Below are 13,786 nucleotides of genomic sequence, written 5' to 3' on the forward strand. Positions count from 1 at the left end.
GATTATTGGTCCTCAGCTGCTGCAACCGCTGGGTTTTCCGCAGGCAGATTGGTGTTGTTGTCGCCCAACATAATGTGGTCAAGGATCTGGCGCATAATCGTCCCTACAGCCGGACCCGCACCGCCGTTTTCAAGGATCATGGCGACAGCGACCTGGGGTTTATCGTAAGGTGCGAAGGCCGTCATTAACTTGTGGTCACGTAAACGTTCGGCGATTTTATGCGCGTTATAGGTTTCATTAGCTTTCAGGCCAAAGACCTGTGCGGTACCGGATTTCGCCGCAATTTTGTATGGCGCGCCAGCGAAATATTTATGTGCAGTCCCGTTAGGGCGGTTAGCGACGCCGTACATACCGTCTTTGGCGATTTCCCAGTAACCGGAATGAATATCGCCAACGGGCGGTTCGTGCGGCTGCACCCATGGGACTTGCTTGCCGTTTTCTGCCGTGCTCATCAGCAGATGCGGGACTTTTACCAAACCGTCGTTGATAAGGATCATCAGCGCTTTACTCATCTGGATAGGGGTTGCCGTCCAGTAACCCTGACCGATGCCGACCGGAATGGTATCACCCTGGTACCATGGCTTTTTAAACCGTTTTTGCTTCCATTCTCGGGTTGGCATGTTTCCGGAACGTTCTTCGGCAAGATCGATGCCCGTATATTGACCGTAGCCAAACTTGCTCATCCACTCGGAAAGCCGGTCTATCCCCATATCATAGGCGATTTGATAGAAAAACGTATCCGCGGACTCTTCCAGAGAGCGGGTGATGTTCAGGTGGCCGTGACCCCACTTTTTCCAGTCGCGGTAACGTTTCTCAGAGCCGGGTAACTGCCACCAGCCCGGATCGAACAGACCGGTATTGCGAGTGATGACGCCTGCGCTTAACGCAGAAACCGCAACGTAAGGCTTAACCGTCGACGCTGGAGGATAAACGCCTTGCGTGGCGCGGTTAACCAATGGGGTATTCGGGTCATTGAGCAACCCGGAATAATCTTTACTAGAGATGCCATCCACAAACAGGTTGGGGTCGTAGCTTGGCATGGAGACCAGCGCCAGAACGCCACCGGTACGCGGGTCGGTGACCACCACGGCGGCGCGGCTCCCCGCCAACAGCGTTTCAATGTACTGCTGGAGTTTCAGGTCAAGGGTGAGATAGATATCGTGCCCGGCCTGCGGCGCCACTTCTTTCAGTTGGCGAATGACGCGGCCGCGGTTGTTCACTTCAACTTCTTCATAACCAGTCTGGCCGTGAAGTACGTCTTCATAATAGCGTTCAATACCCAATTTACCGATGTCGTGCGTCGCCGCGTAGTTGGCCAGCTTGCCGTCTTTGTCCAGGCGGTCCACGTCTTTATCGTTGATCTTCGATACGTAGCCAATGACGTGGGTCAGCGCAGAGCCGTAGGGGTAATAGCGGCGCTTATAGCCCTTAACTTCAACGCCGGGAAAGCGATATTGATTAACGGCGAAGCGTGCCACCTGCACTTCACTCAGGTTAGTTTTTACCGGAATGGAGGTGAAACGGTGTGAACGGGCGCGCTCTTTTTTAAAGGCGGCAATGTCATCGTCCGTCAGGTCAACGACGTTACGCAGCGCGTCGAGGGTCTCCTGAACGTTGTCGACCTTTTCTGGCATCATTTCTATCTGATAAATGGTGCGGTTAAGGGCGAGCGGAATTCCGTTGCGGTCATAGATAATGCCGCGACTGGGAGGAATAGGTACCAGTTTAATGCGGTTCTCGTTCGAACGTGTCTGATAATCAGTAAAACGAACGATTTGCAGATTATACAGGTTGGCGATCAGCACGCCGGTCAGCAGCAAAATCCCCAAAAAAGCGACCAGCGCCCGGCGCACAAACAGCGCGGACTCAGCCGAATAGTCGCGAAAAGAATTCTGTAGTTTCATCCGCTGCTTAATCTACTCAAGAATCAATGATCACTCACGGTGATAAGGATGGTTGGTGGTAATGCTCCACGCCCTGTACAGACTCTCCGCTACCAGAACCCGAACAAGAGGGTGAGGAAGGGTTAACGCAGAGAGTGACCAGCTTTGTTCCGCCGCTGCTTTACAAGTGGGAGAAAGACCTTCCGGCCCGCCGATCAGCAGACTGACGTCGCGGCCGTCCAGTTTCCAGCGCTCCAGTTCGGTCGCCAGCTGCGGCGTGTCCCAGGGTTTGCCCGGAATATCAAGGGTGACGATGCGGTTCTTGCCTGCGGCGGCCAGCATCTGCTCACCCTCTTTGTCGAGAATGCGTTTAATGTCCGCGTTCTTGCCGCGTTTTCCTGCCGGGATTTCGATCAGCTCAAAGGGCATATCTTTCGGAAACCGACGCAGATACTCGGTAAATCCGGTTTGTACCCAGTCAGGCATTTTCGTACCCACAGCGACAAGTTGCAGCTTCACGCATTAACTCCAGAGTTTTTCCAGTTCGTACAGGCGACGGCTTTCTTCCTGCATCACGTGGACAATCACATCGCCGAGGTCAACGACGATCCAGTCAGCGACGTTCTCGCCTTCCACGCCGAGCGGCAGCAGGCCGGCAGTGCGGGACTCCTGAACAACGTGATCTGCGATGGACATAACGTGACGGCTGGACGTGCCAGTGCAGATAATCATGCAATCAGTGATGCTGGATTTGCCCTGAACGTCTAAGGCGATGATGTCTTGACCTTTCAGGTCATCAATTTTGTCGATTACAAAATCCTGGAGTGCTTTACCCTGCAAGTGTTCCCCCTGGGTGAAAAGAGTTAAAAACGTCTGTTAGTATACCTGAACCAGAGGCGATATCGGGACAAATGTCTCCGAAAGCGCTTTTGAAGTGCGCTATCATCCCACCCCACGCCACAGAATGCATCGCCATTTTTGTAAAACAATTTCTGCAAAGCTCTGAAAGGCGGGAAAAGTCAGGTTGCGGAGGATAACAGCCTGTCAGGGGGTGTCAATGGGAGAGAGGCCCTTCCGCAGAAAAAACAGCGCATTCACTCCCCGTCGTGCCATACGGCCCGGCTGTTAAGCACTTTCAGAACCGCAAAATCGTCACATAAATCTATTGCGCTCCAGCAGCCTTGTTCGACGCGGAAATGCCACATTGCCGCAGCCGGCATGGACAGTAGGCGGGCGATTAACACGCTCAGCACGCCCTGATGACTCACCACCAGCAGGTTTTGACACGCTTTGTAATCGGCAAGTTGGGCAATAAAGCGTTCAACCCGCTGAGAAAATGCCTGAAAGCCTTCGCCATTTGTTGGCGTTGCATTCTGCCAGTCGTTACACCATAAGGCGTAATTTTCAGCGTCTTCACGCGCTAAATCTCGATGGTGGCGCATTTCCCAGTCACCAAAAAACATCTCATTCAGCTCAGGCATAATACGTACCGGGAGGTCGCGCTCGCCTAAGATCAACCGGGTTGTATGGCGGGCGCGTTCGAGTTCGCTGCAAAGCACGTTGTCAACGGGAAGATTATGTAACAGCTTGCCCACTGCTTGCGCCTGTGCGATCCCCCGCTCCGTTAGCGCAGTGGGAGCGTGGCCGCTGTATAATCCGGCGACATTGGCGTCGGTTTCGCCATGCCGTACTAACCAGAGTCTCATGTTTTCCTCGTGAAGCTATTCGCACAAAATATGATGTTTGCCCTGATTGCGCAGAGTTTTTTCACTAAAATACCCTTTTTTACGTGGAGCGGCACGATGTCTTTATTGAAGAGCGCGCATGGTGGTAATACCCGAGAAGCCGCCGAATTGTTGGGTATCTCGCCTGAACAATTGCTGGATTTTAGCGCGAATATTAACCCGCTGGGTATGCCAGCAAGTTTAAAACGCGCGATTATCGACAATCTGGACAGCGCGGAGCGTTACCCGGATGTCGATTACGCTCAGTTGCATACGGCGCTGGCGGATCATCATCAGATTCCGGCCTCGTGGATCCTGGCCGGAAACGGTGAGACCGAGTCTATTTTTACCCTGGTGCATGGCCTTAAGCCACGCCATGCGATGATTGTCACGCCCGGATTTGCGGAATATCGTCGGGCGTTGCAATGGGGGGACTGCACGATTCATGAATTTGCGCTGCGTGAAGAGGATGGCTGGCAGCTTACCGAGGCCATCCTCGATGCGTTAACCCCAGAACTGGACTGCCTGTTTCTCTGTACGCCCAACAATCCCACCGGGCTACTGCCCGATAACCGCCTGTTGCACGAGATCGCCGCCCGTTGTGAGCGGCTTGGGATTGCGTTGATCCTTGATGAGGCATTTATTGATTTTATTGCCGGTGAGCCGGGGTTTATCCCGCTGCTGCACGGGAATCCACATATTTGGGTGCTGCGCTCGCTGACGAAATTCTATGCGATACCGGGATTGCGTCTGGGGTATCTGGTCAACAGTAACCAGCACGCCGTTGCACAGATGCGTAGACAACAAATGCCGTGGTCAATTAATGCGTTTGCTGCCCTTGCAGGCGAGATTATTTTACGCGATAGCGCCTATCAGCAGGCGACGTGGAAATGGCTGGAGCAAGAGGGCGCGCGGTTTGATCAACAGTTGCAAGCACTGTCCGGCCTGACGGTGTATCCCGGCCGGGCTAATTATCGTTTATTACGCTGCGATCGGGCGGATGTTGATCTGCAACGCGCCATGCTCGAACAACATGTTTTGATCCGCAGTTGCGCCAACTATCCGGGGCTGGATACGCGCTATTATCGGGTAGCCGTTCGCAGCATGGAAGAGAATAACCGACTGCTGGCGGCATTACGTAAGGCGCTTAGCGATACAGCCCTTGTTGATTGATATAGTCAAGCACTGCGCCTGGTAGTAAGTCGTCGCACGGCTCGCCTTTTTCCAGGCGCTCGCGGATCAGCGTGGCGGAAATGTTAAACCACGGCGTTTCGGCCAGGTAAATTTTCCCGCAGGGCAGGTTGTGCAGGTCTTCCGGCGAATGGGTCAGATGATCCTCCAGCCACTGCTGGTGCTTTTCCTGCGCCATTTCGAGGGGATAGCCTGGACGTCGGCACACAATGAGATGCGTGTTACCCAGAATCGTGTGGTAGTCATGCCAGGACGGAAAGGTAAGCAGCGAGTCCTGACCAATAATAAACGCTAACGGCACTTCCGGACCTTGCTCTTCGCGCCATTCTTGTAGCGTTTGCGCGGTGTAGGAAGCTGTATCGCGTTTGAGTTCGCGTTCATCCAGAGAAAACAGCGGCTTATCGGCAATGGCCAGCTCAACCATGCGCTTACGTTGTTCGCCGGATGCTTCGGGTTGCGCGCGATGTGGCGGCACGTTATTGGGCATGATGATGACCCGGGAAAGGCCAATCAGATTCGCCAGAATTTCAACCGGTTTAAGATGACCATAATGCACCGGATCAAAGGTGCCGCCGAACAGAGCCTGCAATGATTTCATATCAACCATCAATAAAAACATCGGCCAGCGATTTATGGCAGAGCAAAAGGGAAAGTCCCTCAAGTTCCGCCCACACTGACTGACCATAGTCTTGTTTAAGCGTAATTTCCGTACGTGTTAACAGCGTCACCGCCTGACGCAGCTGTTCCGGATGTAGCCGGTTAAGCGCATCGCCCATCATGCCACGGCGATTTTGCCACACACGATGTTTATCAAACAACGTGCGCAAGGGCGTATGGGCCGATTGCCGTTTCAGATTGACCAGTAGCAGCAATTCGCGCTGTATCGTACGCAGTAAAATAACCGGCTCGCTGCCTTCAAGGCGTAACTGTTGCAGGATGTGCAGCGCGCGTTTGCTTTTGCCCATCAGCAACGCATCCACCCAGTGGAATGGCGTAAAGTGCGCGGCATCGTTAACGGCTTTCTCCACGCGAGGCAGCGTGAGTTTGCCATCAGGCCACAGTAATGCTAGCCGCTCAAGTGCTTGCGCCAGAGCTAACAGGTTACCTTCATAGCAATAGCACAATAGCTGATTGGCGGCGTCATCCAGTTGCAGGTTGTTAATTTTCGCTCTCGCGGCAACCCAGCGTGGAAGCTGTGCTTGTTCCGGTGTCTGGCAGCTAACCTGAACCGCGTTATTTGCCAGCCCGGTATACCATGCGCCGTTTTCCTGCGCCTTAGTCAGTTTGTTGCCGCGAACAATCAGCAGCAAATCGTCATGCAGCAGAGTGACGAGCGACGTGAGTTGTTCGTTAATGGCGGCATTGGGGCCATTTTCAGGCAACTGCAAAAGCAGAGTTTGACGACTGGCAAACAAGCTCATCGCCTGGCAGAGTGAAAATATTTCTCCCCAGTCGGTGCTGGTGTCCAGAGTAAAAGCGTGGTGTTCTTCGAATCCTTGCGTTGCGGCAGCCAGACGGATGGCATCCTGGCTTTCCTGCAATAAGAGGGGATCGTTGCCCAGTAGTAAATACGCCGCGCGCAGCCCTTCATTGAGCTGTGCGCGGAGTTGTTCAGGGTACAGCTTGAGCATCAGTTACCCAGCGTGGTGGAAACACGCGCCGGAGATGACGCTGGCGCTGCGGCTGGCGTCGCTGCTTGCTCAGCATCGGCACTGGATGACCGAGTATCGGCCAGATGAACGCTTGGCAGCTTACGAATCAACTGTTCCGCCGCTTTGTCGTACATCTCTTTGATGATCATGTCCTGCTCGTTATCCTTCGCCAGTGCAGCCTGAGAGTTATCAAAGAACGAACGATAAACTTTGGCGCTGATGGGGTAGATATCGTGTCCTGGAATCAGCACGGTAGCTCTTACGGACATTATCATCTGGTATTCAGCCGTTTGACCGTTCTGGAATACCGACGCCGTATCCTTTGAGAGACTCACTCCTCCCAGCCGTAAGGACGTCACATCTTTACGCATTGAACCATCTTCAAGCAGCGTAACGCCGTTCAGACGCAGTTGATTACGCACCGCGCGGCTTAACGGGCCATTCGGATCGCCAGAGTTCAGGATCATGGTTTGCATTGAGGGTGGAACCTGCGTAGTACTACGCAGGTGCCAACCACACCCGGCGGTGACCAGCACCGCCAGAGATAACAACAATGTTGTCAGAAGTCGCACGCTTCCTCCCGCGCTTAGCCAACGACCAGATTGAGGAGTTTACCCGGTACATAAATCACTTTACGTACGGTAACGCCATCAAGATATTTTGCTACCAGATGCTCCTGGCCAGCACGTTCACGAACCTGTTCTTCGGTGGCGTTTACCGGAACGGTGATTTTGCCACGTACTTTACCGTTAACCTGAACGACAACCAGCGTTGAGTCTTCAACCATAGCGCTTTCGTCAGCTACCGGCCACGGTGCGTTATCGATATCGCCTTCGCCTTTCAGCGCCTGCCACAGGGTGAAGCAAACGTGTGGGGTGAACGGGTTAAGCATACGCACAACGGCCAGCAACGCTTCCTGCATCAGGGCACGGTCCTGCTCGTCTTCCTGCGGCGCTTTCGCCAGCTTGTTCATCAGCTCCATAATCGCCGCAATTGCGGTGTTGAAGGTCTGACGACGACCGATATCATCGGTGACTTTAGCGATAGTTTTGTGCACGTCGCGGCGCAGCGCTTTTTGATCTTCGCTCAGAGCATCAACGTTCAGGGCAGCAACATCACCTTTGGAAGTATGTTCGTAAACCAGTTTCCAGACACGTTTCAGGAAGCGGTTAGCTCCTTCAACGCCGGATTCCTGCCATTCCAGGGTCATGTCAGCCGGAGAGGCGAACATCATAAACAGACGCACGGTGTCCGCACCGTAACGTTCAACCATCACCTGCGGGTCGATGCCGTTGTTTTTGGACTTGGACATCTTGCTCATGCCGGTATACACCAGTTCATGACCTTCGGCGTCCTTCGCCTTCACGATACGACCTTTTTCGTCGCGTTCAACGATGGCATCAACCGGAGAAACCCAGTTACGCTCGCCGTTGGCACCCACGTAATAGAACGCATCTGCCAGCACCATGCCTTGACACAGCAGCTGTTTAGCCGGTTCGTCAGAGTTCACCATGCCCGCGTCGCGCATCAGCTTATGGAAGAAGCGGAAGTAGAGCAGGTGCATGATGGCGTGTTCGATACCGCCAATGTAGATATCAACTGGCAGCCAGTAGTTAGCGGCTTCTGGATCCAACATGCCTTCGTTGTACTGCGGGCAGGTATAACGCGCGTAGTACCAGGAGGATTCCATAAAGGTATCGAAGGTGTCGGTTTCACGCAGCGCAGGCATGCCGTTAATGGTGGTTTTCGCCCACTCAGGATCGGCTTTGATCGGGCTGGTGATGCCATCCATGACCACATCTTCCGGCAGAATAACCGGCAGCTGATCTTCAGGCGTTGGCAGTACAGTACCGTCTTCCAGCGTCACCATCGGAATCGGCGCGCCCCAGTAACGCTGACGGGAAACGCCCCAGTCGCGCAGACGATAGTTAACTTTACGCTCACCCACGCCTTTTGCGACCAGCTTGTCAGCAATGGCGTTGAAGGCAGCTTCGAAGTCGAGGCCATCGAACTCACCGGAGTTAAACAGCACGCCTTTTTCGGTCAGAGCTTGTTCCGACAGATCCGGCTCTGCGCCTTCGGCGGTCAGAATGACCGGCTTGATGGTCAGGCCATATTTGGTGGCAAATTCGTAGTCGCGCTGATCGTGACCCGGAACGGCCATCACTGCGCCTGTGCCGTATTCCATCAGGACAAAGTTTGCCGCCCAAACCGGGATTTCTTCGCCAGTCAGCGGGTGAACCGCTTTAAAGCCAGTGTCGACGCCTTTCTTCTCCATGGTCGCCATTTCGGCTTCAGCAACCTTGGTGTTACGGCATTCGTCAATGAAGGCGGCCAGTTCAGGGTTGTTCGCGGCAGCTTTCTGCGCCAGCGGATGACCTGCGGCAACGGCCAGGTAGGTCGCCCCCATAAAGGTGTCCGGGCGGGTGGTATAGACGGTCAGCGTGTTGTCGTAACCGTTCACGTCGAAGGTGATTTCCACACCTTCAGAACGGCCGATCCAGTTGCGCTGCATAGTCTTAACGGTGTCTGGCCAGTGATCCAGGTTATCCAGATCGCGCAGCAGTTCGTCAGCGTAAGCGGTGATTTTAATAAACCACTGCGGGATCTCTTTACGCTCAACTTTGGTATCGCAACGCCAGCAGCAGCCGTCGATAACCTGCTCGTTGGCGAGAACGGTCTGATCGTTCGGGCACCAGTTGACCGCAGAGGTTTTCTTATACACCAGGCCTTTTTTGTACAGCTCGGTGAAGAACTTCTGTTCCCAACGGTAGTACTCCGGGGTGCAGGTCGCCAGCTCGCGGCTCCAGTCATAACCAAAGCCCAGCATTTTGAGCTGGTTTTTCATGTAGGCGATGTTGTCGTACGTCCACGGTGCCGGAGCGGTGTTGTTTTTCACCGCAGCGCCTTCCGCAGGCAGACCGAACGCATCCCAGCCAATGGGCTGCAGTACGTTTTTGCCAAGCATACGCTGGTAGCGGGCGATTACGTCACCGATGGTGTAGTTACGTACGTGGCCCATGTGTAGTCGACCAGAAGGATAGGGAAGCATAGACAGGCAGTAATACTTCTCTTTGCTCTCGTCTTCGGTCACTTCAAATGTGCGCTTCTCATCCCAGTGAAGCTGTACTTTGGATTCTATCTCTTCCGGGCGGTATTGCTCTTGCATGGCAGCCAGTGGTCCTGTTTTCAATACAGCTACAAACGTAGCTCTAGATGTGGTGTTTCAGATCCGCATAGCATAGCCCAAACGCCCGCGCCAAAACAGCCTTTCGCGCATTCAGCGTTGAATTCCCGCAAGGATAATTCTTGCACGAATTTACACACTCTGTGGACAGTCTTGCAAAGCGTAGCGTAAATAACGTCTATTATTATAGACAGTTAACGACCCAGGAGGTGAAGTGATGAACAAGGTTGCTCAATATTACCGTGAACTGGTGGCTTCACTGAGCGAACGCCTGCGTAACGGCGAACGCGATATTGATGCGCTGGTGGAGCAGGCGCGTCAGCGAGTTATGCAGACCGGGGAGTTAACGCGAACCGAGGTGGAAGAGGTCATTCGGGCCGTTAGACGCGACTTAGAAGAGTTTGCGTTGAGTTATGAAGAGAGTCTCGATGAGGAGACGGACAGCGTCTTTATGCGGGTTATCAAAGAGAGTATCTGGCAAGAACTGGCCGATATTACCGATAAAACGCAGCTCGAATGGCGCGAAGTCTTTCAGGATCTCAGCCATCATGGGGTTTATCACAGCGGCGAGGTGGTTGGCCTGGGCAATCTGGTCTGCGAGAAGTGCCACTTCCATTTAGCGGTATACACCCCGGATGTACTGCCGCTGTGCCCGAAATGCGGGCACGATCAGTTCCAGCGCAGGCCGTTTGAGCCTTAATGATTAGACGTGCCAAACGTCATTTGTAGGCCTGATAAGATGTGTCAGCATCGCCATCAGGCAATATGCCGGATGGTGGCGCAAGCGCCTTATCCGGCCTACATTTTTACGCGTAATATCTTAAACGTTCTGCCAGCAGATCGACAAACCCCTGGCGATCCACGTCCACCATCACGGTGGCGTTTGGCTTATTGCCGCTCAGGAAGTAATAATCCACCACAGTCATCCCCTGGGTGTATTTGCCCTGGGTTTCCACGCCGACCCAGCGCTCGACGGTGGTAAACAGTTCAGGTTTCAGCAGCCAGGCAATGGTACATGGGTCGTGCAGCGGCGCGCCGATGAATCCCCATTTTTCGTCTTTATGATATTCAAAGAAAAAGTCGAGTAGTTCTGCCACGATCGTCGGAACAGGGTTGCCGATAGCGCGGAATCGCTCGGTATCTTCACGATGTATTTGCGCTTTATGCGTGACGTCCAGCCCGGCCATTACCACTGGGATACCCGACTGGAATACGATCTCAGCGGCTTCAGGATCAACATAGATATTGAATTCCGCCGCGGGCGTCCAGTTCCCGAGGCCCATCGCACCACCCATAATCACGATACGGGCGATTTTGGCGTGCAATTCCGGGTGGCTGTTCAAAAGCAATGCGACGTTAGTTTGCGGCCCGGTGGAGACAATCGTGACTGGTTCCGGACTTTCGCGCAGCACTTTAGCCATCAGTTCCACGGCGGTACAGTCCAGAGGAGCGAAAGCGGGTTCCGGCAATGCCGGGCCATCCAGCCCACTCTCACCGTGGACGTTATCGGCAATAATCAGATCGCGCATCAGCGGTTTTACGGCTCCGCCGGCTACGGGGATATCCGTACGGTTGAGTAACGTTAACATGCGTAATACGTTACGCAGCGTTTTGTCGGGCGTCTGGTTGCCGGCAGAAGAGGTGATTGCTTTCACATTCAGTTCAGGTGAGGCGAGGGCGAGAACAATTGCGATAGCGTCGTCATGACCTGGATCGCAATCAAACAGAATAGGAAGTGCCATTGTTGCTCCTTGTAAGTGGGACTTTGTGACAAGGGTAACGCTGGGCTGTACCTGTTTCGAGAAGTGAAGAGATAAAGCGTGAGGTGGCGCGCACATAGCGGTGCGCGCCAGCAAGATTAGTGCAGGATTTTGGCGAGGAAGTCTTTGGCGCGGTCCGACTTCGGATTGGCGAAGAACTCTTCTTTCGGTGAGTCTTCAACAATTTTCCCTTCATCCATGAAGATTACCCGGTTCGCTACTTTCCGCGCAAAGCCCATTTCGTGGGTCACCACCATCATGGTCATCCCTTCGTTGGCCAGTTCAACCATAACGTCCAGCACTTCGTTGATCATTTCAGGATCAAGCGCCGACGTTGGTTCGTCAAACAGCATGGCGATAGGATCCATGCACAGCGCCCGGGCGATGGCGACACGCTGTTGCTGGCCCCCGGAGAGCTGAGCCGGAAACTTCTCGGCATGCGCAGACAGACCGACACGTTCCAGTAACTTTTGCGCTTTGTCGCGGGCTGGTTTTTTGTCGCGTTTAAGCACTTTTACCTGCGCCAGCGTCAGGTTTTCAATAATCGACAGATGCGGGAACAGTTCAAAGTGCTGGAACACCATACCCACACGGGAGCGCAGTTTGGCCAGATCGGTTTTTTTGTCGTTCACCACGGTGCCATCAACCGTGATGACGCCCTGTTGTACCGGCTCCAGACCGTTCACCGTTTTGATCAGCGTGGATTTACCGGAACCTGAAGGACCGCAAACCACGACTACTTCGCCTTTTTTCACTTCCGTGGAGCAGTCGGTCAGCACCTGAAAGTGACCATACCATTTAGAAACATTTTTCAGGGTAATCATTAAACTGTCCTTTTCTTCAAATAGCTGACCAACAACGATGCGCTCAGACTGAATACAAAATAAACGGCGCCAGCAAACAGGATCATTTCAACCTGCGTGCCGTCACGCTCGCCAATGGTGGAGGCGGTACGGAAGAAATCTGCCAGACTTAATACATAGACCAGCGAGGTATCCTGGAAGAGTACGATACCCTGGGTAAGCAGCAGCGGCACCATCGCGCGGAAGGCCTGCGGCAGAATAATGAGCTTCATCGACTGCCAGTGGGTCATCCCCAGCGCCAGCGCGGCGCTGGACTGTCCACGAGAAATACTCTGGATCCCAGCCCGGATAATCTCTGAGTAGTACGCGGCTTCAAACATCGAAAACGCGACCATCGCCGAGATCAGGCGAATATCGGTTTTTGGCGACAGACCCAATACGTTTTGCAGGAAGCCAGGCACAATCAGGTAGAACCACAGCAGTACCATCACCAGTGGAATAGAACGGAATACGTTGACGTAGCCTTTCGCAAACCAGGCTATCGGCGCGAAGCTGGACAGACGCATGACGGCCAGGATAGTTCCCCATACGATACCAATGACGACCGCCGTGACGGTGATTTTCAGCGTGATGATCAGCCCGTCCAGCAGGTACGGCAGGGAAGGGACAATAGAACTCCAGTCAAATTCGTACATTATTTGCCTCCCATATTGCCCGGCAGGCGGATCTTGCGTTCGACGAGATTCATCACCAGCATGATGACTGCGTTAATCAGCACGTAGGCCAGGGTAATAGCCGTAAACGATTCCCAAGCGTGGGCGGAGTAATCCAGCAGCTTACCTGCCTGAGCAGCCATATCGACCAGGCCGATGGTGGAGGCGATCGCGGAGTTCTTCACCAGGTTCATCATCTCTGAGGTCATTGGCGGAACAATCACGCGGTATGCGTTTGGCAACAGAACATAGCGGTAGGCCTGAGGTAACGTCAGCCCCATCGCCAGTGCGGCGTTTTTCTGCCCACGAGGCAGAGACTGAATAGCGGCACGAACCTGTTCGCAGACGCGCGCGGCGGTAAACAGACCCAGACAAAGCATCGATGAGAGGAAGAACTGGATGTTGGGATCCAACTCAGCCTTGAACCACATCCCAATGTTTTCCGGAAGCAGTTCAGGAATAACCAGATACCAGGTGAAAAACTGGACGATGAGCGGAACGTTACGAAAAAGCTCAACGTATAGCGTGCCGATCCCGGAAAGAAAACGATTTGGAACGGTACGTAAGATGCCGAATAATGAGCCTATGAGGAAAGCGATAATCCAGGCGGTGATGGATAACGCGACCGTGACCTGGAAGCCACTCCAAAGCCAGCCGAGATAGGTGGTGTTGCCGAACGGGGCTTGTTGTAAAAAAATACCCCAGTTCCAGTCTATAGACATAAATCTACTCCAGAAAAAAAAGGGTAGCAGCGCTACCCTCGAAGATTGTTATTCGGCGTTTTGCGGTTTTCAGGCCTGATGGGGAACGACCATCAGGCTTATAGTCTGTCCGTGCCGAGTAGCAATCGAGAGGGAGGGGAAGCCTCCCATT

14 protein-coding genes are annotated in these 13,786 nt (G+C 53.6%); 2 read left to right on the top strand and 12 right to left on the bottom strand.

What is annotated here, in order from left to right:
- Window positions 1-2 precede the first annotated feature (2 nt).
- The 4 genes from mrdA to FHD02_RS10630 form a co-directional block, all read right to left on the bottom strand.
- Window positions 3-1,904 carry a peptidoglycan DD-transpeptidase MrdA gene (gene mrdA, locus FHD02_RS10615; RefSeq protein ID WP_220393864.1) on the bottom strand — a complete coding sequence of 634 codons (1,902 nt, stop codon included), beginning with the start codon at window positions 1,902-1,904 and terminating at the stop codon, window positions 3-5.
- 30 nt (window positions 1,905-1,934) lie between these two features.
- Window positions 1,935-2,402, bottom strand: a complete 468-nt coding sequence (gene rlmH / locus FHD02_RS10620) for a 23S rRNA (pseudouridine(1915)-N(3))-methyltransferase RlmH (RefSeq protein ID WP_115614971.1) — start codon at window positions 2,400-2,402, stop codon at window positions 1,935-1,937.
- A gap of 3 nt (window positions 2,403-2,405) precedes the next feature.
- Entirely contained in the window at window positions 2,406-2,723 is a 318-nt protein-coding gene (rsfS, locus tag FHD02_RS10625; protein WP_003022728.1) for a ribosome silencing factor, read from the bottom strand.
- Window positions 2,724-2,977: 254 nt separating this feature from the next.
- Window positions 2,978-3,589, bottom strand: coding sequence for an adenosylcobalamin/alpha-ribazole phosphatase (locus tag FHD02_RS10630; RefSeq protein ID WP_220393865.1), 612 nt, complete (start codon window positions 3,587-3,589; stop codon window positions 2,978-2,980).
- Window positions 3,590-3,685: 96 nt separating this feature from the next.
- Between FHD02_RS10630 and cobD the strand changes: the two genes are divergently transcribed.
- Window positions 3,686-4,780 (top strand): threonine-phosphate decarboxylase CobD, encoded by a 1,095-nt coding sequence (cobD, locus tag FHD02_RS10635; protein ID WP_220393866.1) that lies wholly within the window; start codon window positions 3,686-3,688, stop codon window positions 4,778-4,780.
- Here cobD and nadD read toward each other — a convergent pair.
- Genes nadD through leuS form a run of 4 tightly spaced genes read right to left on the bottom strand, consistent with a single transcriptional unit; the run spans window position 4,755 to window position 9,619 of the window.
- Entirely contained in the window at window positions 4,755-5,396 is a 642-nt protein-coding gene (gene nadD, locus FHD02_RS10640; protein ID WP_137360499.1) for a nicotinate-nucleotide adenylyltransferase, read from the bottom strand. The genes cobD and nadD overlap by 26 nt on opposite strands.
- A gap of 1 nt (window position 5,397) precedes the next feature.
- Window positions 5,398-6,429 carry a DNA polymerase III subunit delta gene (gene holA, locus FHD02_RS10645; RefSeq protein ID WP_137360500.1) on the bottom strand — a complete coding sequence of 344 codons (1,032 nt, stop codon included), beginning with the start codon at window positions 6,427-6,429 and terminating at the stop codon, window positions 5,398-5,400.
- Window positions 6,429-7,022, bottom strand: a complete 594-nt coding sequence (gene lptE, locus FHD02_RS10650; RefSeq protein ID WP_137360501.1) for an LPS assembly lipoprotein LptE — start codon at window positions 7,020-7,022, stop codon at window positions 6,429-6,431. The genes holA and lptE overlap by 1 nt, the downstream gene beginning before the upstream one ends.
- A 14-nt stretch (window positions 7,023-7,036) precedes the next feature.
- On the bottom strand, window positions 7,037-9,619 hold the full coding sequence (gene leuS, locus FHD02_RS10655) for a leucine--tRNA ligase (protein WP_094301018.1): 2,583 nt from the start codon (window positions 9,617-9,619) through the stop codon (window positions 7,037-7,039).
- Between the two features lie 235 nt (window positions 9,620-9,854).
- On the opposite strand from leuS, the gene FHD02_RS10660 reads away from it, so the two are divergent.
- Complete coding sequence (locus tag FHD02_RS10660) at window positions 9,855-10,337, top strand: zinc ribbon-containing protein (RefSeq protein ID WP_137360502.1); 483 nt, start codon at window positions 9,855-9,857, stop codon at window positions 10,335-10,337.
- Window positions 10,338-10,443: 106 nt separating this feature from the next.
- On the opposite strand, the gene rihA is transcribed toward FHD02_RS10660, so the two are convergent.
- The 4 genes from rihA to gltJ all read right to left on the bottom strand — a co-directional run bounded on the left by rihA (window position 10,444) and on the right by gltJ (window position 13,635).
- Window positions 10,444-11,379, bottom strand: coding sequence for a pyrimidine-specific ribonucleoside hydrolase RihA (rihA, locus tag FHD02_RS10665; protein ID WP_220393867.1), 936 nt, complete (start codon window positions 11,377-11,379; stop codon window positions 10,444-10,446).
- A gap of 116 nt (window positions 11,380-11,495) precedes the next feature.
- Window positions 11,496-12,221, bottom strand: coding sequence for a glutamate/aspartate ABC transporter ATP-binding protein GltL (gene gltL, locus FHD02_RS10670; RefSeq protein ID WP_003022754.1), 726 nt, complete (start codon window positions 12,219-12,221; stop codon window positions 11,496-11,498).
- Window positions 12,221-12,895, bottom strand: a complete 675-nt coding sequence (gltK, locus tag FHD02_RS10675; RefSeq protein WP_003022757.1) for a glutamate/aspartate ABC transporter permease GltK — start codon at window positions 12,893-12,895, stop codon at window positions 12,221-12,223. The genes gltL and gltK overlap by 1 nt, the downstream gene beginning before the upstream one ends.
- Window positions 12,895-13,635, bottom strand: a complete 741-nt coding sequence (gene gltJ / locus FHD02_RS10680) for a glutamate/aspartate ABC transporter permease GltJ (protein WP_137370880.1) — start codon at window positions 13,633-13,635, stop codon at window positions 12,895-12,897. The genes gltK and gltJ overlap by 1 nt, the downstream gene beginning before the upstream one ends.
- Window positions 13,636-13,786: the final 151 nt, after the last annotated feature.

Source organism: Citrobacter sp. EC_71, assembly GCF_019584005.1.
Lineage (GTDB): Bacteria > Pseudomonadota > Gammaproteobacteria > Enterobacterales > Enterobacteriaceae > Citrobacter > Citrobacter werkmanii.

Coding starts and splice junctions, on each gene's coding strand:
- mrdA (WP_220393864.1), bottom strand. CDS start 1,904: ATGAAACTACAGAATTCTTTTCGCGACTATTCGGCTGAGTCCGCGCTG.
- gltJ (WP_137370880.1), bottom strand. CDS start 13,635: ATGTCTATAGACTGGAACTGGGGTATTTTTTTACAACAAGCCCCGTTC.
- leuS (WP_094301018.1), bottom strand. CDS start 9,619: ATGCAAGAGCAATACCGCCCGGAAGAGATAGAATCCAAAGTACAGCTT.
- gltK (WP_003022757.1), bottom strand. CDS start 12,895: ATGTACGAATTTGACTGGAGTTCTATTGTCCCTTCCCTGCCGTACCTG.
- nadD (WP_137360499.1), bottom strand. CDS start 5,396: ATGAAATCATTGCAGGCTCTGTTCGGCGGCACCTTTGATCCGGTGCAT.
- FHD02_RS10630 (WP_220393865.1), bottom strand. CDS start 3,589: ATGAGACTCTGGTTAGTACGGCATGGCGAAACCGACGCCAATGTCGCC.
- rihA (WP_220393867.1), bottom strand. CDS start 11,379: ATGGCACTTCCTATTCTGTTTGATTGCGATCCAGGTCATGACGACGCT.
- FHD02_RS10660 (WP_137360502.1), top strand. CDS start 9,855: ATGAACAAGGTTGCTCAATATTACCGTGAACTGGTGGCTTCACTGAGC.
- gltL (WP_003022754.1), bottom strand. CDS start 12,221: ATGATTACCCTGAAAAATGTTTCTAAATGGTATGGTCACTTTCAGGTG.
- cobD (WP_220393866.1), top strand. CDS start 3,686: ATGTCTTTATTGAAGAGCGCGCATGGTGGTAATACCCGAGAAGCCGCC.
- holA (WP_137360500.1), bottom strand. CDS start 6,429: ATGCTCAAGCTGTACCCTGAACAACTCCGCGCACAGCTCAATGAAGGG.